Genomic DNA, 23508 nt, shown 5'->3' on the forward strand with positions numbered 1-23508 from the left:
GCCCGGCACCCGGGTCAGCCCCGGATGAGGTCCCGGAGTTCGGCGGCAAGCTCCGGGGTGGCCGCGACAATCCCGCTCCATCGCCGGGTCAGGTCGGTGTCGAACTCGATCGGACGATCGAACGCGTCGATGACCGCGCCGCCCGACGCGCCGACCAGGACGGTGGCGGCGGCAATGTCCATCAGCCGATGGGTGTCGCTGCCCGCGTCGACGAAGGCGTCGACGGCTCCGGTCGCGACGAATGCCGCATCGATGGTGCTGCAACTGAGGATGCGGATGCGTTTCGCGGCATCGGCGACCCGTGTCCAGGAGTCCCGGTTCCGGGCATGCGGCCGCAGCACGGAGACCGCCGCCTCTCGCGCCGATCGGCGGCCACTCGTGGTGAACTCGGACCGGTTCCGCGATGCCCACCACCGCTGGTCGGTGTGCAGCCACGCAGTGAGAGCTTCGGTGAACTCGCCGTCGATCGCGACGGCGGCGCTGAAGCAGGACAGCGGCACTCCCGCCGCCGCATTGGCGGACCCGTCCACGGGGTCGACGACGAGGGTGACGGCCGATCCGACGTCGACCCAGCCGCGTTCCTCGGAAAGCACGTTCACACCGGCCGCGGTCGCCGCGTCGATGATCGCGTCCTCGACGAGGACATCGATGAACATCGTTGGGGTGCCGTCGGCGCCGTCCATCGCGATCGCCGCGAGCTTGTCGGGCGAGTGGGTGAGCACGGCGTCACGGTAGGCCGACACCGCCGCGTCCGCAGCGGCCACGAGCGCCTGGTTCGCCTCCGCAGGAATGGTTTTCGTGTAGATCATCTGATGCTCCAGTTGCAGTGGGGTCAGGACATGGCGCGGCGCATCCACATCGCCACTCCTTCGACGGCCATCACCACGGCGAAGACCATCAGGACGATTGCGGTGACGACGTCGAACTGCAGGACGCGGGCGGCGTTCATGAGGTAGAAGCCGATGCCGCCGGCACCGACGACGCCGAGCAGGGTGGCGGCGCGGATGTTGACATCGAGTTGGTAGAACAGGTGCGCCACCAGCGGTGGGGCACACTGACGCAGCGTGGCGGCGCCGAAGACCTGGATACGGGTGGCACCGCCGGCGGCAACCGCGTGCTGCACCCGCACGTCGGACTCCTCGAGCGAATCCGCAATCAGCTTGCCCAGTAGGCCGACCGCACCGACGGACAACGCCAGGGCTCCCGCAGTGGCGCCGAGGCCCGTGATCACGATGAAGACGATCGCGAAAATCAGGTCCGGGATGCCACGCACCGCGACGATGACGATCCTGAAGAATCGGGCGACACCGGGTGTGGGGGCGACATTGCGAGCCGCCAGCACTCCTATGGGTACCGCGAGTATCAATCCGAGAAAGGTTGCAGCAAGCGCAATTTGGATAGTGACGATCAACTGCGCCACCAATTCGTCACCGATACCACCGGTGGACGGCGGGACGAACAGGCCCAGGGTGGACCACAGCGTGGAGAAGCCGTCGGCCATCCGGGAGAGATCGATGTCGACACTCCAGGTCGCGGCCAGCAGAATCAGCACGGTGACGGCGACGTAGGAGAACCGGCGGACCCGTGCCAGGGTCCACGGCGGACGTGTCCGGTAGCGGCCGTCCGGCATCCGAAGTGCCTGCGCCGGTGCAGTTCCGGGATCAGCGTCGACCCAGCCGCCCGCGGCGCCGGTGACCCGGCGCGCGAGACGGGTTCGCAATCCCGGGCGGGTGGGCGCGGCGGGACCCAGCAGGGACCGACGGACCGCCCCGGAGATCATCTCGACCGCGATACACAAGGCCATCACGAACAGCGCAAGCGCCATACCTCTTTGGTAATTCAAGGTTTTCATCGCCAGTGACAGCTCCATACCGATGCCACCGACACCGACGTAGCCGAGGATCACCGAAGCGCGCAGGTTGATGTCGAAGCGATGCAACGCTGTCGCGATGAATGCGGGCGCGGCCTGCGGGAGCACGGCGCCGGTGATCTGCTGGCCCCAGGTGGCGCCCGCGGCTCGCAGCGCGTCCCGAGGTCCCGCTTCGGTGTCCTCGATCGCGTCGGCATACATCTTGCCGACCATGCCGATCGAGTGGATGCCCAGCGCAAGGATGCCCGCGACCGCGCCGAGCCCGAACAGCCGCAGGAACAGAATGGCCAGGACGATTTCGGGGATGGCCCGGGTGACGACGACGACCGCACGGGCGGCCCACCGCAGGCCGGTGGAGCGGGTGGTGTTTCGGGCGGCGGCGAGGGACACCGGGACGCTCAGCACGACGCTCAGCGCAGTGGCGCAGGTGACGATGGCGAGGGTCTGTCCGGTCATCCGCGCCAGCTCGCCGAGCGGCGGGAAGTCGAGCGGGAAGATTCGGGAGACGAAGTCGACGGCATTCCCGATGCTGTCGGCGAACGTCGCGACATTGATCTTCAGGGCGGCGACGGACCACAGCGAGGCGGCCAGCCACCCGGCGAGTACGACGGTCACCCCGATCGCCTTCGGGGAGGGTCTGGCGAGGGTCCGTCGTGTCCCCCGGTCGTCGGCGTGGCGGGGACCGGGCGAGGTCAGAACGGCCACGGCGTCAGACGAGCTGCGGGGCGGTGTCGGCCGCCGCCACTGACGAGTAGATCGACATGGTTTCGTCCCGGCTGATCGCGGAGACGGGCTTGTCCAGCACCACCTTTCCGGACCGCAGGCCGACCAGCCGGTGTCCCCAGGAAAGCGCCAGCTCCACCTGATGCAGGCTGCAGACGACGGTCAGGTTGTCCTCCGCCGCGACCTGGGAGATCAGTGCCATCACCTGCGCGGCGGACTCCGGGTCGAGAGAGGCGACGGGCTCATCGGCGAGCAGGATCCGCGGCCGCTGCACCAGCGCCCGGGCCACGGCGACCCGCTGCTGCTGACCACCGGAGAGGGTGTCGGCGCGCTGGAACGGACGGTCCGCCAACCCGACCCGATCGAGCTGCTCCATCGCGGCCTGTCGCACCGCCTTCGGATACATGAACAGACCCGCTCTCGGGCCGCGCAGCGTACCGAGAGCGCCGGAGCACACGTTCTCGAGCACCGACATGCTGCCGACCAGGTGAAACTGCTGGAAGACGAAACCGACCTGGCGGCGCAGGGCACGCAACCGCGCGCCCCGTGCCGTCCCGACGTCCTGGCCGAGGACCGTGACGGTACCCGAAGTGGGCAGGTGTAGACCGTCGAGCAGCCGCAGCAGGGTGGACTTGCCCGACCCGGACAGTCCGAGCAGCGCAACCACCTCACCCGGATACACCTGCAGAGACACGCCGGTCAGGGCGCGCACCTGGGGACCGAAGTCCTTGTGCACCCGGTCGAGTGCGATGGTCGGGGTGAGGATGCGGTCGATCGTCGCGCCGAGCGCGGAATGTGCGGGGTCGGACATGAGGGTCTCCCTGGCTTGGCGGTGGAAGTGGTTGCGGTTCGGCTCAGTTCTTGCAGGCAGCGGCTTGCGTGACCTCGCAGACCTTCCGCACACCGTCGTAGAGGGAGTCCTCGACCGGCACGTAGCCGTACCCGACGTCCTCGGGCAGGTCGCAGGAGTCCTCGTCGGCGCACACGCCGGCCTGCACGAGCGCCGGACGGTTGAGCTGTTCGCGGAAGATCGCGGTGAGCTGGGCCTGCAACTCGGGGGAGAGGTCCGTGCTGATCGCGATCGGGCTGGCCGCGATGGTCTCCGACTTCCACACCACGTCGATGTCGCCCGGCTTGATCTGGCCCTTCTCCACGAGAACCTTGTCGACGATAGTGTCGTAGGCGAACCCGGCGTCACACTGGCCGCTGTTCACGGCGAGCACCGATGCGTCGTGGCCGCCCGCGAAGACCGGAGTGACATCCTTCTCCGGGTCGATACCGAGTTCCTTCAGTCCGGCAGACGGGTAGAGGTAGCCGGAGGTGGAGGCGGGGTCGACGAAGCAGACCGTCTTACCACGGAAGTCACTGAGGGACTTGATATTCGATCCCCCCTTGGTGATGGCGTACGACTGGTAGCCCGGCTTTGCACTAGCCGACTTCACGGGCGCCGCCACGGGGATCGTCCCCACCCCGCTGTCCTTCGCGGTGATGTAGGAGAACGGACCGTAGCCCGCGATCTGCACCTTGCCGGCCCGCTGCCCCTCGATCACGGCCGAGTAGTCGGTGGCGTTCTGGAATTCCACCTTGTGCCCGGTCTCCTTCTCGATGACCTCGGCGACAAGCTTGTACTGCTGCTGGAGGCTCTCCGAGTCCTCCGCGGGGATGGCGGCGAGGACCAGCGTCTGCGGATCACCCGCGGCCGTATCGTCTCCGGCCGCGGCGCTCGAGCCGCAGCCGGAGACACCCAGAACGGCGGCCGCGGCGACAGCGGCGACACCGAGCAAGCGGCGCGAGTTGCTACCCATGGGAAATCGTCTCCTTGTGTTCCCCACCAGCGGGGGCTGTGTTCGGGTCGTGCGCCATCTCAGGCGCGCACGGCTAGAGCCTGCGGGGCCGTCATGACCGCGGGTCCAACCGAAGGTGAACCGCTGCGAAACGGACCAGGGCGGACCACGCCGGTTGTTGTCCGTTCGGCACGCGGCGCAGAACGCACCCGGCCCCGGCACCTCGATGAGGGCCGGGGCCGGGTCAGACGGAAGATGTCAGTGCGCGCGCAACACCGACCGCACCACCGGGCAATCGTGATCGAGACCGACGAGCACCAGGTCCGCGCGCTGTCCGGGTTCGAGGGCGCCGCGGTCGGAGAGCCCTACCGCGGTGGCCGGGCCGCTGGTGACCAGCGAGGCCGCCTCCGGCAAGGACATCGTGCCGGCCGCCAGCGTGAAGACCGCACCGAGCAGCGAGGACGGCAGATAGTCCGACGCGAGTGCCGTCACCAGTCCGAGCCCGGCCAACTCCCGGCCGGAGACGTTGCCCGAGTGCGAACCGCCACGCAGGATGTTCGGGCCGCCCATCACCACCGACATGCCCCGTGCGCGGGCCTCCTTGGCCGCCTCCACGGTGGTCGGGAACTCGGCGACGTCGCCGCCGCGCCGGGCCAGATCCGCGATCTCCGCCGCAGATTCCGGGTCGTGGCCGAAGATCCGTACCCGTCCGGTCGCCGACTGGCCGGCCAGCCAATTCATCGATTCCTCGCGGACCGGCAGGTTACTCTCCCGCTCGGCGAGCAACACGTCCACCCGGTCGCGAGCCTCTTCCTGCGAGATCCCCGACATTCCCGCCACGTACCTCTCGTAGAACGTGCGGTCCGCGTACTGGCCGATCCCCGGGGTGTGATCCTCGTGCGAGATCACTGCGGGTCGCTCGGCGCCGATCTCACCTGACGCGACCATCGCCTCGAGATGCTGTTGCAGCGCAGCCAGACCCAGCCCTGAGCGGACGTCGAGCCGGTGCAGGACCCGGTGGTCGACGAGGCGACCGTCCGCCTGCCTCTCGTTCCAGTCCGCGACGGCCTGACACATCGCGAGCGCGGAGTCGACGCTGCGGCCGTCCTTCGCGGCCTGCCGATCGGAGAACGACGCCCCGTGGAACACGGTGGTGACGCCCGCAGCCCGCAGTTTGCCCTCGAACGACATCATCGAGAACATCCACGGCAGTTCGGCTCCCGGCCGTGGCAGTCGCTCACGCTCGAGCCCGTCGGAGTGCACATCCACCAGCCCCGGCAGGCAGAACAGCCCACCACCGTCGACATCGGCGCGGGTGCCGACCCGGCTCTCGCCGACCTCCACGATCCGGCCGTCACGCACCACGATCCGGGCGTCGTCGAGGATGCGGTTCGGCAGCACCGCCCGCACATGGCCGAGCACATAGTCCCGCGGCGACCGCGGTAGCGACCAGGCGCGCGGCTGTTCGAGTGTCGTCTGCTCCGTCATGCCGCCACCCCGAGAACCTCGATCGCGCTGCCCTGCTGCGCGATTCGACCATCACTGAACCGGATCACGCGCGACGCCAGGCGGCGCATCGCATCCAAGTCGTGGAACACCGCCAGCACCGCCACGCCCTGTGCGGACAGCGACGCGATCAGCTCCAGCGCGCGCTCCCGGTTGATCGGGTCGAGCGCGGAGACCGGCTCGTCGAGCAACAGCAGCCGCGGCGGATGTACCGTTCCCGCGGCGATGTTCACACGCTGGCGCTCGCCGCCGGAGAGGACACTGCAGTCCACGTCCCACAATGTCTCGTCCAGCGCCAGCCGGCGCAGCGACTCGGCCGCCGCGTCTCGGGCATCCGACCGGCTCAGTCCACGTCGCCGACCGGACGCCGCAACAACTTCCATCGGACCGGTGCGCGGCGGCGCGGACAGGAACTGGGAGACATATCCGAGTTCACGGCCCCGGAGCCGGGCCATCTCCCGATCGGGCAGGGTGGTCAACTCCACCGGTCCGGCATCGGTGCCGAGCGTGACGGTGCCACCGTCCGGCAGGTAACTACGATGCACGCAACGCAGCAGGCTGGACTTGCCTGCGCCGCTCGGTCCGGCGAGGGCGACGTGCTCGCCGGCCGCGACATCGAGGTCGACGCCGTGCAGCGACGTCACCGTGCGGCCGTCGATGGTGTGCAGGGTGAAGGTCTTTCGGAGGTCCCGAACGGACAGAACGTTCTTCGTCATCATGCGCTCACCTTCGTGCCGCGGCGACGAGCCGCTGGGTGTAGGGGTGGTGCGGGTCCTGGAAGAGCTGGTCGGTCAGGCCGGACTCGACCACCCGGCCGACGTTCATCACCAGGCAGCGATCAGTCAGCGCCTCGATGACCGCGAAATCGTGGCTGACCACAACCGCCGCCGTGTCCCGCTCCGCAAGGAGTTTGCGCAGCAAATCCAGTACGCCGGCGGCGACGGACGCGTCGAGTCCAGTGGTCGGCTCGTCGAGCAGCAGCACCCGCGGGTCGGTCGCGAGCGCCTTGGCGATCTGCACGCGCTGACGCATGCCGCCGGAGAAGGTCTGCACCGGGTCGTCCATCCGATCCAGCGGCACCTCCACCTTCTCCAGCAGATAGGCGGCGCGGTCGCGGATCTCGTGATAGTTGCGCCATCCTGCGGCGGTGAGCCGTTCGGCGATGTTGCCACCGGCCGACACGGTCATCGTCAATCCGTCCGCCGGGTTCTGGTGCACCAGACCCAGCGTGTCGACTCGCAGCGCCCGGCGGGCGGTGGCATCGAGCCCGAACACATCGGTGCGGCCGTCACCGACCGTGGTCAGGAACATCGAACCTGCGGTGGCGGTCTCCTCACCGACCAAGCAACGCAGCACCGTGGACTTGCCGGAACCGGACTCGCCGATCAGACCGAGCGCCTCGCCGGGGGCGACGTCGAAATGCACGTCCCACGCCGCCACCACCGCGCCGGTGCGGGGACTGATTGCCGTGCCGGCGTCCGGACCGGTGCCCGGCACCGCGTCGGCGCCGCCCGGGCCGTGCACCTTGCCGACACCGCGCACCGCCAGCGTCCAGCCCTCCGCGGTCGCGGGAACGGGACGGGCCTCGAGCTCGCCGGGATCGCGACGAGTCGCGGACGCCGCGGAACGCACCCGCTGAGCGGGGTCCGGGAGGAACCGTAGCGGGGCGTGCTCGGTGTGCCACGACGCGTCCACATCGCCGTCGAGGGTGCGGGTGCACCACTCGACGTCACTGCACGCAGTGCGGCCTCCCGGCGCCTCGACGAGGAAGGTATCCGCCGAACCACAACGGTGGCAGCGCTGTTCAGCCTCGCCCTCCACCTCGAACGGGACGTCGTCGAAGGTGAGCGGCTGTACGTCGGTGTACGGCGGGACCGCGAAGATGCGCTTCTCCCGACCCGCGCCGAACAGCGACAGGTGCGGGGAGTTGTCCAGTCGCGGCACGTCCCAGCGGGGGATCGGGGTGGTGATCATGACGTACCGGCCGTTCACGAGGACGGGGTAGCCGGTGGTCTTGGTGACGACACCGTTGCGCACCAGGTCCTCGTAAAGGCTCACCCAGATCGTCGAGTAGTCCGCCTCCGCGTGCATGCGGGCGCATTCGCGCACCGACTTCTCCACGCCACGAAGCGGTTCCGCGACCGGAACCTGGAGCACCAGGGTTTGGCCCTCCACAAGCGGCTCCTCGGGAATCCGGTGTCGGCTCTGCACCACCGTGCACTCACGGGTGTCCTGGGTCTGCTCGCAGCGTTCGCTGGCGACGATCAGCCGGCGCAGATTGGTGGCGTTGACGCCGTCGTCGTCACCCTGGTCGATGACCTTGACGGTGTCGTCGGTCCCGAGCAGTCCGAGAGTGACCTGCAGTCCTCCGGAGCCCCAGCCACGAGCGACCGGCATCTCGCGGGACCCGAAGGGCACCTGGTAGCCGGGGACGCAGACTGCGGCGAGAGTGGCTCGCCGGATCTCCCGCTTGGAACCCTCGTCGAGGATGCCGCGCACGTGGGCACCGTCGTCGAGGGATCCGAGTGCCGCCACCGTGGTGGTGGCTTCGCGGGTGTCGGTGATGGTCATCAGCAGGTCCTTCCGATGGGTTCGGTGTGCCGCTCGGCGATCTCGTCGATACCGCCGTCGACGCCGCGGACGGCCCGCTTGCGGTCGATCATCGACCGGAACGTCACGTAATGCGGCAACTTGAGGTGCTCGAGGAAGCCACACGAATCGAGGCCGTCGGTGGTGAGCAGCAGCACCTGCTCGAGCCCGTCCGCGTCGCCGAATCGCCGGCACGCGATGTCGAGGTTCGCCATCGCGATCGCCTTGCGCTCGTTGTGGCCGAAGCAGAGTCCGTAGCCGACGTCGAACCGGCCGCGGTCCTCGTCCGGCCCATCGAGATCCTCGATCGCCTCGCACTCGGAGGCACGAATGTATCCGAGCTGCAACGGCTTCCCGGTATGCGGATGCGTTACCCGCAACGGCAGCCTGCCGTGCCGAACCTCGCCGAGGGTGACCTCGTGGATGTTGCCCTCAGGTCCGAGGATCGAGCGGTACCAGGTACCGATGAGCGACCCGGTCTCGGCGCGGGCCATGCTGGCCAGGATCGCCGAGCGAGGGGCCGGGGGCCGGGCCGGGTGGCGCGAGAGGTCGAAGGGAGACTCCGGGAGCTGGCCGTCGACCGGTCGGCTGTCGACCATCAGGTCCATCTCCCGCAGCATCTCGGAGAATCTGCGCGGATGTCGTTGCGAGAGATCGCGTTCGGCGCGGTCGACCTCGTTCTCGGTCACCGTCGACCCGTCCGGTCCCGCGTTCCGGTCGAGGATCCGGCCGGTGTAATCACTGGTCCGGCCCAGCAGCTGGGGGCCGTCGGGCGTGCGGTGCGCGGGCACGATGCGCCGCAGAACCACCATCTCGTCCGGGTCGATCGGCTCGCTCACCGCCAGCCGCGGCAACGTCGACTGGTGTGCGCGGACCAGGTGGGTGGCCTCGATGACGTCGCCCTCTGCCTGACGCAACGCATCCGCCGCCGTCTCCTCGTGATAGAGACTGCCCTCACCCATCACCCGGTCCACGGCCAGCCGCATGCGGCCGGTGATCTGCTCCGTGGTCAGCCACGGTGCGGGGTCCTGGTTCCTGGCCCCGCGGACCAGGGACTCGGCGGCGAGGATGGCGTCCAGCCCGCCGCGTGCTCCCGAATATCCCATCTCAATTAGCCTTTCCGGTGGCGACGACGGTGGTGCGGGGAAGGCCGACGAGTCCTCCGTCTAGTGCGACGAACAGCAGGTCGATCCCGGCGGGAAAGCCAGCGACGAGCCGGTTCCGAACCGTCCACAGCGCGGGATCGAATCCGGTGGGCGCGAACCCGACGGAGCCGCGCACCCCCGGTCCGGTGAGCTCGACGGTGTCGCCACCGGTCAGAGCGTCCACCGCACAGATCACGGTCGCGCCCGACTCCGGGCTCAGCGGGGTTCCCACCGTGACAGACCCGAACTCCTCCGCGGTCGGTCGCCGAACGGCGGTGACAAACCGGGCATCCTCGAGGTCGACGGTCGGCGCGGCGGTCGCGACGGCAACCACCGCGTCCCACTCGCCCGCACCCAGTAGGTGTACGCCGGTCTCGAGATCCGCAAGCGCGAGCGTGGGCAGCAGCACCGGAGGGAAGGCGGTGTCGGGCAACGTCACCGGAATCCCGGGCCGGGCAAAGGCGTCCACGATCGCGCGGTACACCCGCTGCGCCAGGTCCGGGTTCAGGCCCGCGCACAGCGCAGTGGCGGTGAGAGTCTCGGTCATCAGGTCAACTCCTCGAACTGGACGATGGTCGGGGCCAGCTGTGCCCACTCGTCGGCCTCGGCGAGTCGGCGGATCTCCTCGACGCGGGCACACAGCTCGAGGACTCGCACAGCCTGCGGCCGTTCGGCGACGATCTCCGCGTCGCAGATCGCGGCGGCGAGGGTGGCGGAGCGGTTGTCGCCCAGCCGCATCGCCCACCCGCGGACGCCGCCGAGACTCACCTCCGCACGGCAGGCCAGCACATCGCCGAGGAAGAAGTGGTCGTGAGCGATGGGCTCGCGCACCTGGGCGGCCACCGATCCGACCTCCGGCGCCGTGAGGACCGCGAGCTCGATGCCGTCGGCCAGACAAGCATCGGCGAGGTCGACGAGTTCGTCTTCCGGCGCGTCGGCCAGAAGCTCGGCGACTCGCTCGCGACTGTATTCGTGGGCTATCACTGCGGTACAACCTCTTTCGTTTCGTTCGGGGTGACGCTGAAGCGGGCGGCCGGTTCACCGATCTCCATCACGACTCGGACGGAGTCACCGCGCATCCAGGACTTGCTGTAGGTGAGTGCCACGCCGCTGTCGATGTCCCGGTTGACCGACTCGACCACCCACACCGGCACCGCCGTCGTGAGCTCGAGCCGCGCCTGGACGTCGGCGGGCGGGATGTCGGATGCGGTCCGGCACCAGGACCGGACCGAATGCACGTGCCCCATCTGCCGCAGCACCTCGTCCAGCGATTCCTCCACGCGCATTCCGACCGAGAGATCCGGGATCGCATCATGAGTGATCCATTCGAAACTGAATGCGGCGATCATGTCGTCGATGTAGCTGGATCGGACCAGGCGGTGCGCCGGTGTGCCGACCGGAACCTCGAGCAGGCTCGCGCAGTCCGGTTCGAGCGGGGCGACACGGTGGTCGAGGACGACCGTTCGCGGCACCCCGCCCGCCTCTCGCACCGTCCGGTGCCAGGAAGGTCGGCGGTCGCGGGAGATGACGTAGTCGATCCGTTCGCTGACGAACGTGCCGGAGCCTTGGATCCGGCGAACGCGCAGGCGCCGTTCCAACTCCTGCACCGCGCTGCGGGCGGCGGATCGCCCCACCCCGAACCGCTTCATCAGCGCATGTTCGCTGTCGAGTCGTGTTCCGGGCGGCAGGTCTGCGATCTCGCGTTCCAGCACGTCCGCAATGTCACGGTACCGAGATTCGGTCATGACCATACTGTTGCGATCCGGGTTGTACGGACAACTGCGGTGACGGTAACCGCAGGGGAAACACTGCTGAACGAAAGTGCAAGTTGTCGGCTCGGGCTACCGTGGCTGTGTCGGCTATCCACCTCGAAGGAGTGCGGCAGATGATCCGTCCCGTGCGAATCGGCATCCAGTTGCAGCCCCAGCACGCACCCGAATACGGCATGATCCGCGACGCCGTGCTGCGCGCCGAGGAGGCCGGCGCCGACATCGTCTTCAACTGGGACCACTTCTTTCCCCTGTACGGCGATCACGCGGGTGCGCACTTCGAGTGCTGGACAATGCTCGGGGCGTGGGCCGAACAGACCGAACGGGTCGAGATCGGCGCGCTGGTCAGTTGCGCCGGATACCGCAATCCTGACCTGCTGGCCGACATGGCCCGTACCGTCGACCACATCAGCGGTGGACGACTGATCCTCGGTATCGGCGCCGGGTGGTTCGAAATGGACTACGACGCTTACGGCTATGAGTTCGGCACTCCCGGATCCCGGATCAAGCTGCTGGGGGAGTACCTACCCCGCATCACCTCCCGCCTCGGGAGGCTCAATCCGGCTCCCACCCGAGATATTCCGATCCTGATCGGCGGTAGCGGCGAGAAGAAGACGCTGCGTCTGGTCGCCGAGTACGCCGACATCTGGCACGGATTCGGCGAACGGGACGAGTTCGTCCGCAAGTCCGCGATCCTCGGCGAGCACTGCGGTGTCGTCCAGCGCGATCCGCACAAGATCGAACGTTCGACATGGTGGCCGGGCACCGACCTGGCAGCGGCGTACGTCGATGCCGGGGTCACGTTGTTCACGGTGAACTCGAGCGGCCCCGACTACGACCTCACGACGCTGCATGAAGCCCTCACCTGGCGCGACGAATACACCCCACCGCAGTTGTCCGGCCTCGCGTAGGCCCCAGCAGTCCGATGTCCACCGTCACCGCTTCCCGATCCGGGGCGGTGACGGGGGTGCTGACGGCAGTGCTGCTCGCGCTCCTCCTCGCGGGGTGCTCGCCGGGGCACGACGAATCGGCCGGTGACCTGTGCGCTCCGCCCGGACTCGACAGTGCCACCGCGCTGCCGGGCAACCTGGACTCGGCTGCCGCGGCCGCCGCCGAGGACAAGTACACGACGCCCGGCACGCTGCCGCTCAGCACGATCGATCCCGCAAAGCTGGGCCTCGTCACGCCCGGCACACTCACCGTCGGCACGCTTTCCGACGCACCGCCGAGCATCTGCGTCAACTCGCAGAACGTCTTCACCGGCTTCGACAACGAACTGCTACGGGCGGTTGCCACGAAGATCGGGCTGCAGGTGGAGTTCGTCGGGACCGACTTCGCGGGACTCCTGGCACAGGTGGCGGGCCACCGCTTCGACGTGGGGTCGTCGTCGATCACCACCACCGATGCCCGCCGCGAACTGGTCGGATTCACCAATGGCTACGACTTCGGCTATTTCGCTCTGGTGGTGCCGAACGGCAGTGTGATCAAAGGCTTCTCGGATCTCGACTCATCGACGCGCATCGGTGTCGTGCAAGGGACCGTGCAGGACGACTACGTCGTGCGCACCCTCGGACTCGACCCGGTGAAGTTCCCGGACTTCAACACCGCGTACGCGAATCTGAAGACCGGGCAGATCGATGCATGGGTGGCACCGTCGCAGCAGGCGCAGGGCGCGATCACACCGGGAGATCCCGCATCGATCGTGCAGAACACGTTCAGCCTCAACAACTATGTGGGTTGGGCGGTCGCGAAGGATCACCAGCCGCTGATCGACGCGCTCAACGCCGGGCTCGATTCAGTGATCGCCGACGGGACGTGGTCGCAGCTCTACTCGGACTGGGTGCCGCGGGAACTACCCGCGGGCTGGAAGCCGGGTAGCAAGGCCGCACCGGAGCCACAGCTGCCCGACTTCGCCGCCATCGCGGCGGAGCCGACTAAGGGTACTGAAGTAGCTGCTGCGCAACCGAAATCGACGCTGCAGCAGCTCGGGGAATCGTTCTTCGACTGGGAGCTGTACAAACGCGCCTTTCCGGACCTACTGCGCACCGGTCTGCCGAACACTCTGATCCTGGCCGTGGCATCGGCTGTCGCCGGCACCGCCCTCGGCATGCTGCTCGCGGTCGCGGGGATTTCCCGGACCCGCTGGCTGCGCTGGCCCGCCCGGGTCTACACCGACATCTTCCGCGGTCTTCCGGCGGTGGTGATCATTCTGCTCGTCGGCCTCGGTCTCGGTCCGGTGGTGAAGGGCCTCACCGGCAACAATCCGTATTGGCTGGGTGCCGTGGCGCTGTCCCTGCTGGCCGCCGCGTACATCGGCGAGATCTTCCGTTCCGGGATTCAGAGTGTCGAACCCGGGCAGATGGAGGCGGCTCGCGCTCTGGGTTTCTCGTACCGGCGTTCGATGACACTGGTCGTGATCCCCCAGGGTGTGCGGCGGGTGCTTCCGGCGCTGATGAACCAGTTCATCTCTCTGATCAAGGATTCGTCGCTGATCTACTTCCTCGGCCTGCTGGTCACCCAGCGCGAACTGTTCGCCGTGGGCCGCGATCTCAACGCCCAGACCGGAAACCTGTCGCCGCTGGTGGCCGCCGGTCTTTTCTACCTGGCACTCACGATCCCGCTGACGCACCTGGTGAACTTCATCGATCGGCGCCTGCGGACCGGACGGGCGGACACGTCGGGCACGCTCGACGAACTCGATCAGGCGATCGTCGTGGAGAGGGGCTGATGGCGTGAACGATTCCGTCTCACTCACCGGAACCGGGCTGCATCTGGCGTTCGGCACCAACAAGGTGCTGCGTGGGGTGGACCTGCACGTCGACGCCGGCAAGACCGTCACGGTGATCGGGCCGTCCGGCTCCGGCAAGTCGACCCTGCTACGCGTCCTCAACCGGCTGCACGAACCGAACGAGGGCGACATCCTCCTCGATGGCCGTTCGGTGTTGCAGGACAACCCGGACCGGCTGCGGCAACGGATCGGAATGGTGTTTCAGCACTTCAATCTGTTTCCGCACCGGACCGTCGCCGACAACATCGCGCTCGGTCCTCGCAAGCTGCGAAAGCTGTCGAGGGACGCGGCGCGAGAACTCGCGCTCGAACAGCTCGAACTGGTGGGGCTGGTGCACAAGGCTGATTCCCGTCCGGGCAACCTCTCCGGCGGGCAGCAACAACGCGTCGCGATCGCCCGGGCGCTCGCGATGAAGCCGCAGGTGATGTTCTTCGACGAAGCAACTTCGGCGCTCGATCCCGAACTCGTCAAGGGCATACTGGCATTGATGGCCGACCTCGCGAAGGGCGGTATGACGATGGTGGTGGTGACCCACGAGATGGGATTCGCGCGATCGGTGTCGGACACTGTGGTGTTCATGGATCGCGGTGTCGTCGTCGAGTCCGGCATTCCCTACCAAATGTTCGACAGACCGTCGACGCCCAGACTGCAGACATTTCTGTCCGAAGTTCTCTAGTGTGATGCTCAGTTGGGGCCGAGCGTCGTGGTCGATCGGTGGACCTTCCAATTCTGTCCGGAGACCACGCCCTGAGGAAACGAGGCAGTTCTGAACAGGTCACCGAGATTGCGATGGCTACTGATAGGTGTGCTGTCGGTGGTAATGCTTGCCAACTGCGGAGCGGGGCTGCCCCCCGCTCCCGCCTCCGAGGGTCGCGTGACGGCATCGGTGGACGGCCTGCGACTGGACGGGGAGAAGTGGTGGCCCGCGGGATTCAACGCCTACCAACTGTCGACCAACTGGGCCGTCAACCGCGGTTGCGGCGCAATGGTCGATCTGCCCAGCTATTTCGACTCGCTGCCCCCGCATTCGCTGACGCGTTTCAACGCGTTCCAGGAACTCGCTACGAACAAGTACACCGGCGAAATCGACTTCACAGCGATGGACGCGGTCTTCGCAGAGGCCGAGGCCCACGATCAGATGATCATCCCGGTCCTGTCGGCACAGGACGGTGCCTGTGAGAACGAAGAGTTCAAGGACCGTCAGTGGTACGTGGGCGGCTGGAAAACCGACGACCAGGACGGCACCCGGCTCACGTTCGAGGACTGGGTCCAGACCGCGGTGGAGCGGTGGAAGGACTCGCCCGTGGTCGCGGCCTGGGAGCTGGTGGGCGAACCGGATCCCGGCGAGTGCGTGAACGGGAACTGCGACTGGTGGGTGCGCACCTGCCCGACGGACGCCGCGCAGGTGCTGCGTGACTTCATGGAGGAAGCCGGCGCCGAGATCAAGTCGATCGCGCCCGACCATCTCATCACTGCCGGTCTGATCGGCGGCGGCCAGTGCGGAACCGGTGGCGACGACTACCAATACGTCAGCGAGTCGGACAACGTCGACTTCGTGCAGTATCACGACTACGGCGCCGACGGCATCGCACTGCCCGGCGACCAGTGGAACGGTCTGGCGCGCCGGATCGATCAGGCCGAGGCGGCCGGAAAACCGTTGGTGGTGGCGGAGATCGGTGAGCTGGCCGGTTCGTGCAAGACCTTGCCGGCACGCGCGTCGAGCATTGGCCAGAAGATCACCGGCCAGCGCGCCGCCGGCACCGCCGGCGCACTGCTGTGGGCGTTCGTACCGGACCCCCGGCCGAACGAGTGCACGATGGACGTCGGGGTCGAGGACCCACTGTTCCCGCTGATGGCCGGGTTCAACACGGTCGGCTGACCAGTCCGCCCCTCCGCGTTTTGCGCACCCATCGCTGATCGAAGGCGCAAGAATCAACGACAAGTGCGCAGAACGCGGGGGTCAGGGAGTGCGGACTGGTGCCGTTTCACCCGTTTCACCCGTTTCGCTCGTGGCGCCGGGATCCGGCGCCCGGTCCGCAGCCGGACCAGGCGAGGCCGGACCCGAGGTGTTCGGCGTTCCGAGACCGTGAAAGGTCTTCTCCCAGTACGAAGGGTTACGCAGCAGCTGCCAGCACCCCTTGGCGGCGGCAATACTCATCATCAGCCAGTAGATCGGCACGGTGATGCAGGCCAGCAGCAGGTGCGTGTTGCCGCTCTCACGGCACCCGACGACGTTCATGTAGATCGCGGCGGCATTGCCGAACACGAGCGAGATCAGCGCGCCGTAGTAGATGTACGGCGGGAACACCTCTGCCACGATCAACGGCTGGCCGAGCAGCCACGTCAGCGTGATGAACCAGAACACGAGGTTCAGGCACGCAATGATCGGGGTGCCGGCGAGCAGCAGCGTGAACCGGATGAAACTGATCGGCCCCAAGGCCTTCCATGCCTGCACCGGCCGGCGGACGTGTACCAGCCACGACTGTAGATATCCCTTGTACCAACGGGACCGCTGCCGAATCCAGTTGATCGGATCGCTGTTGGCCTCCTCGATGGTGGTCGAGTCGAGCACCGCAGTCGAGTACCCGGACGCGGCGATACGCACACCCAGATCGGCGTCCTCGGTGACGTTGTGCGGGTCCCACGCACCGATCTCGTCGAGCACCCAACGCTGGAGGTGATTCGACGTGCCACCCAACGGAATCGGCGACCGAGACTTCATCAGACCGGGCAGCAGGAAGTTGAACCACACCGCATATTCGGCGGTGAACCAGCCGGTGAGCAGATTCTGGCGGCCGTTGTCGTACGCGAGCTTGGCCTGTACACACGCGACATCGTCTGGCTGACGCTCGAACGTCGCAACCACCCGACGCAGCTGCAACGGGTCCGGCTTGTCCTCGGCGTCATAGATGGTGACGATCTCGCCGGTGGCGAAGTGCAGACCGTAGTTGCATGCCTTGGGCTTGGTGCGTGGCTGCGCGGCCGGCACCAGAAGCACTGTGACGATCTCACCACCCGGCACGGCGATCGCGTCCTTCGCGGCCTCGACGGTGCCGAAATCGTCCTCCTCGAGCAGCAGAAGGACCTGCAACTTCGCACGGGGATACTCGATTGCCGTCATGCCCGCTACGAGGTCGTAGATCACCTCGGTCTCGTCGTACGCGGGCACGAGGATCGTGTACGTCGGCAGTTCGTCATCCGGTATCGCCCGCGCCTGCTCGTCGGTGACGGTGACGATCGCGTCCCGGTCGAGTCCCCGCCCGAAGATGATCAGCCGGTCGATCATCGTCGCGACGTAGGCGACAGTGCAGACCGCCGTGAGCACCGTGATCGTCCCGATCGGGAAGAATGCGACGCACACTCCGGCGATCAGCACCAGGGCGATGCCGAGGTTACGCTGCCACGGTACGAACGCGACCGATGCCGACGCCAAGGGATGGCGCTCGCGCAGCCCGTCGACGGCGTCCTGCAGTGCCGCGGCCTTGAACGCGTCGGTGGCCTTCTCCGACTTGTCGACGGTCACTGGTCCACCTTCCACTGCGCGTCCACCAGCTGCGTCCCGAGGACGGTGAGCATGTCGAGATCCTTGTACTGCGGGTTTTCGTCGACCGTGACGGCGTTGCCCCGGAACAGGACATTGAGCGTGTTCGTCACGTCGGACGCCATCGACGGCCGGGGCTGCGGGAAAATCGCGTCGGGCCGGTGGTCGTCGACGGTGATGAGGTTGACGCGCTGAGCCAATCCTCCGCGCATCCACGTGAACGAAAGCAGACTCCACGTCAGCAGGGCATTCTCGTCGACGATCGTGGACAGTTCGCCCTGTACGCCGTGTCCCAGATCCACCGGGACGGCGGGGCTGCGCCGTGCGTCGGTGAGCCGATAGAGCGTGTCGGTGGGGTACACCGTGAGAGACGCTGGACGCCAGGTATCGAGCGTGTCGATCACGACCCGGCGCGGACGCGACTGCGCATCCCAATCGGAGTTGCCGTCGTTCGCGACGATCGTCTGCCGGACAAGTGTCGCGTGCCGCCCGAAGAACCGGTCGGCCCAATCGAACTGCTCCTCGTTCTCCTGCTTCCATCCGTTCGGGACGGTGAGCTGGAGACTGATTCTCGGCGGACCCTGAGCGATGACCGTGGACGGCGGGTCGGGCAGCGGAAAGAAGGACAGCAGGACCGCGACCGCCACAACTACCAGCCCGGAACGGACGAGGCCGGATCCGACCGCGGTGGGCCGTCTCGGCGCTACCGAGTACGCGGCACGCCGGTCGCTGAACAGGTACCCGTGCTGCAGGTACATGCCGAGGCCCACGGTCACCGCGGCTACCCCCGCCGGCACGAACTGCACGACCGGACGCGGCGCGTCGGGGAAGACGAACCAGATGAACACCAGTCCCGCGATCCCGACGACGACGGTCGCGATGGCACCGATGACGCCCCGGCGACGGGTCCGCCCCACCGCGATCGCGACTGCTGCGGCGGCGAGGAATATCAGCACGACGCTCACGTGCTGCGACTGGCCGCCCAGCATCACGACAACCATCCGATAGGGGAGGGGCGCGATGACCACGACCATCAGCCATACCGGCCAGAAACGACCGACGGGTCGGAGCCCGAAGAGCAGGACTGCGGCGCTGACGACGAACAACAACCACGACAGCAGATCGATCCGCAAGAGACTGAACTGCTCGGCGTAGCGGGGCAGCAGCAACCACTGGACGGCGACCGCGAGCACCATTCCCATGCCGCCGACGATGCTGTCGATCTGACGGTCGTGGATCGGGAGTTCACCGGTGCGGCGGCGTGCGATGCCGATGGCCGCGACGGCTGCGAGGAATGGCATCACGAAGATGTAGCCCAGCAGGTCGCCACCGCGCAGGTCCTCGGCGGTGCGCACCACCGACGGCCAGAACGCACCCAGCGAGCTGAGCCCGATCACCACCCACCGAGCCGTGATCGAGAAGCTCGTAGATCGTACGAACCCACTTGTGTCCGGACGACTCTCGAGTTCGACGGGCGTGGCTTCGGCCTGCAGGGCTGAACTGCTCGGCACCTCGTCGGCCGCCGCATCGTGGACGGATGAGGGGTCGACACCCGGAGTGGCTCGCGTCATTTCGGATTCCCTTCCCGTCGAAGAAGTCGAACAGAGAAAATATCGAACAGATGTGTGGTCGTGACGATTCCGTGACCGGCGAGCACTCTGGCCATACCGACCTGTTTCTCTCAACTATCTTGGACCATCGTCAGCGCGCGGGTACGGTCAACCGTAGCGATCCGCGATGTGTGCCGACGAACCCCACCGGAACTACACAGATGAAAGATCAATTTTCAAACGTTCGTTTGACGACTTGTCATGGTTAGATTGCGTCGAGCGAAGGTTAGCGCTGTTGCCGGTCCGGATGGACCACTGTTGCGTGCAAAGGGATTCGAGTCCCTTTTGCTTCGTTCAGCCGACCGGCGTCGATCCACTCGTCGACCGGAGGCCGGTAGCTGACGGAGAAGCACAACACGGGAGACTGCATGGGGACCGCTGCGGAGGCGCGCCGCCACACGCCACGACGACGAACAGTCGCAACGTTCGCGACAGCCACACTTGTCACGATTGCGTCACTTGTCCCAACCGCCGCGATCGCCACCGCGCAGGAGACCGTGGGTCCGACAGTTGTTACCGGACAGTCAGTTACGTTGTCCGAGTTGGGGCGCAGTCCAGAGCTCGAGCTCACATCGGACTCGACGCCCGTCGTTGTCGCACTTCCCGTGCCGGACGGACTGAATGCGCAGCGCCTCACCGGAACCCTTTCGACCCCAATGGACTTCCGTGAAGGTTGGCTCGAGATCCGCTCCGACGGACGGACCGTGCAGCGTCTCGAGATCCCCGCCGCGACCGAAGCCGGCATCCCACTGCAGGTACCGCTGGACGGGCTCAGGGTGGTGGATCGCACCGTCACACTGTCGATCGCGAGTCACTACATTCCGATAGACAACCGGTGCTATGACCGCAGTCAGTTCGCACCGATGACACTGCGTGACGCCGCCGTGATCTACGACGGCGTCGAGAAGCAGCCGTCCTCCCCGGCGGAGTTCCTGCCGCCGATCCTGCGCAAGCTCACGATCCACGTCGCGGACGACGCGTCGCAGGCGCAGCAGAACGCCGCGCTGAAGCTCAGCACGTCGATCGCCAACCACTACGGCGCCCAGTCCACCCGCATCGAACTGACCGCGCTACCGGCCGGCGGCGTGCTACCCGACCCCGCGCCCGCGCTCTTCGAGCGCAGCATCGTCCTCGGTGACGGGGAGCCGGCGGGGATCGGCCTGCAGAACACGCCGTCGGGGATGCCGCTGCTGCGCCTCACGGGCAGTGACACGGCCCTGTCCTCGCAGGTCGACCTGTTCATTGCGAACCTCGACGGCTACGCGGCGGCGAGCCGGGCGATCGCGACACCGGACAAAAGAGTGCCCGAAGTGGCGCAGGACGTCGTGTCGTTCGACCAGCTGAACATCGGTTCGCTCACCGCGTCGGGTCTCAATCACATCGAGGTGCCGATCGAGATCAACCAGACGCAGTTGGGCCGTCCCATCCGCGACCTGTCCGCACACCTGTTGGGCACGTATGTCCCGTTGCCGACATCGCGCAGCGGCATCCTCACGGTCAGCCTCGGCAGCATGCAGCTCGCGAGCGCTGGGCTCGACTCGTCGGGCAAGTTCGACGTCCACGCAAACGTCCCGAACAACCTGCTCTCGCGCTACATGACCCTCACGGTGGCGCTCGATATCACCGGCGACTTCCAATGCGGCACCAGCGACGCGTCGTCTCTGACGGTCGACCCGCGCAGCACCATCTCGTCGCGGCTGGCGACGCCGCCGCTGCCAGGCGGATTCGCCTCGCTGCCGCAAACCATGCTGCCCACCGTCGACGTCGGACTCGGCGGCAACAACCTCGCCGACCTCGTGCGCGCCAACCGCCTGCTGGTCCAGATGCAGCGCGCCAGCTATCTGCCATTGCAGCCGCGGGTTCGCCCGCTCACCGAGGCGGCGACGGGCACCCTGCCTGCCATCCTGATCGCCGCCGACGGCAACGTTCCGCCATCCGTGGACCAGCCGCTGCGATCGGCCGACCCGGCACTACTGGCGCTGCGAGGCGTCACCGGTAGCACGCCGTACGGCTCGGTCCAGGTTCTCGAGACGGGTAACCGCACGGTGGTGCTGGCGTCGTCGAACGGCGCGCCGGGCGACCTCGACGCACTGTTGGGCTGGCTCGATGCCGACCCGGCGCGGTTCCCGAAACTCACCGGCGACGTCCTGATCGGACCGCGGGACGCCCAGCCCTTCGCGATCGGCGTTCGGGTCACCGATGTCACCGCACAGGCCGAGGACCAGAACGATTCGGGCATCGGTGCCGGGACCGTCGCAGCTATCGCAGTGGGCACCGCGGCGCTCGCCGTGCTCGTGGTCGGTGCGGCGGTGTGGTTGCGCCGACGGAGGTCGTGACGTCCACGACGCCCCGGCGCCCAGCGGGGATTCCTCCCGCCGGGCTCCAGGGCGCAGCGCAGAGCCGGGCGCCACGTAAGCCCTGGGCACTGTTCACGGTGATCACCGCCGCCTACCTTGCTGTGGGCGTGTGGATGAACCTCGGGATCGGCTTCATCTTCACCGACTCGCTCTCTCGCGTCGCTGCCGTGTCCGGAGTGCTGCTCAGCCGCGACCCGCACCTGGCCGCGATCGGCTTCGTGTTCACCCCGCTGACCGCGTTCGCGCAGCTGCCACTCGGCTTCCTCGGACACTGGTGGCCAGAGTTGTTGCGCTGGAACCTGACCGCGGTGGCGATGTCGGCGCCGTTCATGGCAGGCACTGTGATCCAGGTCCGCGGCATCGCCCGCGACCGCGGCTGCTCGACCGTACTGGTGGTGGTGCTGACGGCGCTCTTCGCGCTCAACCCGATGATCGTGATGTACGCGGCCAATGGCATGAGCGAGGCGCCGTTCCTGTTCTTCGTGTGCTGGGCGGTACGACGGCTGATCCGATGGATCCGCAGCGACGGCGTGCACGACCTGATCACCGCGGGGCTGGCGCTCGCCCTCGCATACCTCACCCGATACGACGCGATCGCCCCGATGTTCGTGGCCGGAGCCCTGGTGGGCCTGATCAGCCTGCTGCGGTACCGACCGACGGCGCAGCCGGCGCGGGGCGACAGCTGGTGGGCGGCCGCCATCGACGTCGCACTCGTGGTGGCCCCGGGTGTCGCCGCGTTCGTCGCATGGTCACTCACGAGCTGGTTGATCACCGGCACGGCGTTCCAACAGTTCTCGTCGGTCTACGGCAACAGCGCGATTCTCGAACAGGCCGGGGGAAACACCACCACCGCAGTCGAGCGGGCGCTGTTCTCGCTCTCCGAGATGGCAGTTCTGGCACCGGCATTGCCGGTGCTGCTCCTCGCCGCGGCCATCCTCGCGATCCGCCGGCGCGACGCCGAGATTCTGGTTCCGGTCGCGCTCTTCGGTTCGGTGCTGGGCACCCAATCGCTTCTGTACCTGATGGATTCGACGTTTCCGTTCCTGCGCTTCTACATCACGATCATCCCGTTGGCGTTCGTGCTCGTCGTGCTGCTCGCCCCGAGCCGTGCGCCGGTGATCTCGCACCGACCCGGCCACGCGGCGCCGCCCCCGCGGCCTATCCCGCCGAATCCGGGACCGTCGCCGCTGGTCGCGCTCGCGGTGTCCATGCTGGTGGGTTCGACCGCGATCACGACCGTTGCGATGGGTAACGCCCGCCTGGCTGCGCTCGAACACTCGATCGCCAGCGCAATAGTCCCCGGCAGGCAGGACCCCGCCGAACTCGCGATCCTGCGCACCTTCGGGGCCGAGCGGCGCATCGCCGAGTATCTCGACGCCCTGAATCTGCCCGACGGCTCCGTGCTGCTCGACACCGTCGAGGGGTTCGCGGTGGTGACGGCGTCGAACAATCCGAAGCAGTTCGTCATCACCTCGGACACCGACTTCACGAAGATTCTCGACGACCCGGCGGGGCACGGCGTGCAGTACATTCTCGCCGTGCCGAACACCAAGCGCGGCATCGCCGACGCGGTCAACCGGCGCTACCCGACGATGTTCGAGACCGGCTCCGGCGGCGTCGGGGCCCTGGTTCTCGAGATGCGCAACGACGGCGGCACCGAGCCGGAGATGTGGCGACTGTACCGGGTCACCGGACAGCTCACTCCGGGCGGCTGACCAGCAGACACGCAACCTCCAACCCCCGTTGTCCGGTCGTTCATCAAGACGTCGCCGGCGCCTCGTTCCCAGCTTCTACAGTGCGTGCGATGCCGACGCCTGTCGGCGTGT

The 23508-nt window shown here is 67.4% G+C and carries 19 protein-coding genes; 6 read left to right on the plus strand and 13 right to left on the minus strand.

Features of this window, described 5'->3' with window-relative positions:
• Positions 1–14: 14 nt before the first annotated feature.
• From ERC79_RS11110 to ERC79_RS11160, 11 genes are all read right to left on the minus strand, one after another.
• Entirely contained in the window at positions 15–857 is an 843-nt protein-coding gene (locus tag ERC79_RS11110; RefSeq protein WP_242676819.1) for an inositol monophosphatase family protein, read from the minus strand.
• Positions 833–2485 carry a phosphonate ABC transporter, permease protein PhnE gene (gene phnE / locus ERC79_RS11115; RefSeq protein ID WP_131578148.1) on the minus strand — a complete coding sequence of 551 codons (1653 nt, stop codon included), beginning with the start codon at positions 2483–2485 and terminating at the stop codon, positions 833–835. The genes ERC79_RS11110 and phnE overlap by 25 nt, the downstream gene beginning before the upstream one ends.
• Before the next feature lie 94 nt (positions 2486–2579).
• Complete coding sequence (gene phnC / locus ERC79_RS11120) at positions 2580–3404, minus strand: phosphonate ABC transporter ATP-binding protein (protein ID WP_131578149.1); 825 nt, start codon at positions 3402–3404, stop codon at positions 2580–2582.
• A 43-nt stretch (positions 3405–3447) separates the two neighbouring features.
• Entirely contained in the window at positions 3448–4398 is a 951-nt protein-coding gene (locus tag ERC79_RS11125; RefSeq protein WP_131578151.1) for a phosphate/phosphite/phosphonate ABC transporter substrate-binding protein, read from the minus strand.
• Positions 4399–4635: 237 nt separating this feature from the next.
• Positions 4636–5865 (minus strand): alpha-D-ribose 1-methylphosphonate 5-triphosphate diphosphatase, encoded by a 1230-nt coding sequence (locus ERC79_RS11130; RefSeq protein ID WP_131578152.1) that lies wholly within the window; start codon positions 5863–5865, stop codon positions 4636–4638.
• The gene (locus ERC79_RS11135; protein WP_242676820.1) at positions 5862–6602 is read right to left on the minus strand and encodes an ATP-binding cassette domain-containing protein; all 741 of its coding nucleotides are present in this window, start codon (positions 6600–6602) and stop codon (positions 5862–5864) included. Before ERC79_RS11135 ends, ERC79_RS11130 begins: the two co-directional genes overlap by 4 nt.
• A 4-nt stretch (positions 6603–6606) precedes the next feature.
• Entirely contained in the window at positions 6607–8454 is a 1848-nt protein-coding gene (locus ERC79_RS11140) for an alpha-D-ribose 1-methylphosphonate 5-phosphate C-P-lyase PhnJ (protein WP_131578154.1), read from the minus strand.
• Positions 8454–9578: a carbon-phosphorus lyase complex subunit PhnI gene (locus ERC79_RS11145; protein ID WP_131578155.1), complete on the minus strand. Its 1125-nt coding sequence runs from the start codon at positions 9576–9578 to the stop codon at positions 8454–8456. The genes ERC79_RS11140 and ERC79_RS11145 overlap by 1 nt, the downstream gene beginning before the upstream one ends.
• Before the next feature lies 1 nt (position 9579).
• Positions 9580–10164: a phosphonate C-P lyase system protein PhnH gene (gene phnH / locus ERC79_RS11150; RefSeq protein WP_131578157.1), complete on the minus strand. Its 585-nt coding sequence runs from the start codon at positions 10162–10164 to the stop codon at positions 9580–9582.
• On the minus strand, positions 10164–10601 hold the full coding sequence (locus tag ERC79_RS11155; RefSeq protein WP_131578158.1) for a phosphonate C-P lyase system protein PhnG: 438 nt from the start codon (positions 10599–10601) through the stop codon (positions 10164–10166). Before ERC79_RS11155 ends, phnH begins: the two co-directional genes overlap by 1 nt.
• Complete coding sequence (locus tag ERC79_RS11160) at positions 10598–11362, minus strand: GntR family transcriptional regulator (protein WP_131578160.1); 765 nt, start codon at positions 11360–11362, stop codon at positions 10598–10600. Before ERC79_RS11160 ends, ERC79_RS11155 begins: the two co-directional genes overlap by 4 nt.
• Positions 11363–11502: 140 nt before the next feature.
• Here ERC79_RS11160 and ERC79_RS11165 point away from each other — a divergent pair, with 140 nt between their 5' ends.
• The 4 genes from ERC79_RS11165 to ERC79_RS11180 all read left to right on the plus strand — a co-directional run bounded on the left by ERC79_RS11165 (position 11503) and on the right by ERC79_RS11180 (position 16053).
• Positions 11503–12297: an LLM class F420-dependent oxidoreductase gene (locus ERC79_RS11165; protein WP_131578161.1), complete on the plus strand. Its 795-nt coding sequence runs from the start codon at positions 11503–11505 to the stop codon at positions 12295–12297.
• A 14-nt stretch (positions 12298–12311) separates the two neighbouring features.
• Positions 12312–14114 (plus strand): ABC transporter substrate-binding protein/permease, encoded by a 1803-nt coding sequence (locus tag ERC79_RS11170; RefSeq protein ID WP_131578163.1) that lies wholly within the window; start codon positions 12312–12314, stop codon positions 14112–14114.
• A gap of 4 nt (positions 14115–14118) precedes the next feature.
• The gene (locus tag ERC79_RS11175) at positions 14119–14850 is read left to right on the plus strand and encodes an amino acid ABC transporter ATP-binding protein (RefSeq protein WP_131578164.1); all 732 of its coding nucleotides are present in this window, start codon (positions 14119–14121) and stop codon (positions 14848–14850) included.
• 144 nt (positions 14851–14994) lie between these two features.
• Positions 14995–16053, plus strand: a complete 1059-nt coding sequence (locus ERC79_RS11180; RefSeq protein WP_131581017.1) for a cellulase family glycosylhydrolase — start codon at positions 14995–14997, stop codon at positions 16051–16053.
• Positions 16054–16134: 81 nt separating this feature from the next.
• On the opposite strand, the gene ERC79_RS11185 is transcribed toward ERC79_RS11180, so the two are convergent.
• Positions 16135–17697 (minus strand): glycosyltransferase, encoded by a 1563-nt coding sequence (locus ERC79_RS11185; RefSeq protein ID WP_131578166.1) that lies wholly within the window; start codon positions 17695–17697, stop codon positions 16135–16137.
• Entirely contained in the window at positions 17694–19286 is a 1593-nt protein-coding gene (locus ERC79_RS11190) for a hypothetical protein (RefSeq protein WP_131578168.1), read from the minus strand. The genes ERC79_RS11185 and ERC79_RS11190 overlap by 4 nt, the downstream gene beginning before the upstream one ends.
• A gap of 581 nt (positions 19287–19867) precedes the next feature.
• On the opposite strand from ERC79_RS11190, the gene ERC79_RS11195 reads away from it, so the two are divergent.
• Both ERC79_RS11195 and ERC79_RS11200 read left to right on the plus strand, forming a co-directional pair.
• On the plus strand, positions 19868–21661 hold the full coding sequence (locus ERC79_RS11195) for a hypothetical protein (RefSeq protein ID WP_242676821.1): 1794 nt from the start codon (positions 19868–19870) through the stop codon (positions 21659–21661).
• A gap of 134 nt (positions 21662–21795) precedes the next feature.
• Complete coding sequence (locus ERC79_RS11200; RefSeq protein WP_131581019.1) at positions 21796–23397, plus strand: glycosyltransferase family 39 protein; 1602 nt, start codon at positions 21796–21798, stop codon at positions 23395–23397.
• The last annotated feature ends 111 nt before the right edge of the window (positions 23398–23508 follow it).

This window comes from Rhodococcus sp. ABRD24 (assembly GCF_004328705.1).
Taxonomy (GTDB): Bacteria; Actinomycetota; Actinomycetes; order Mycobacteriales; family Mycobacteriaceae; genus Prescottella.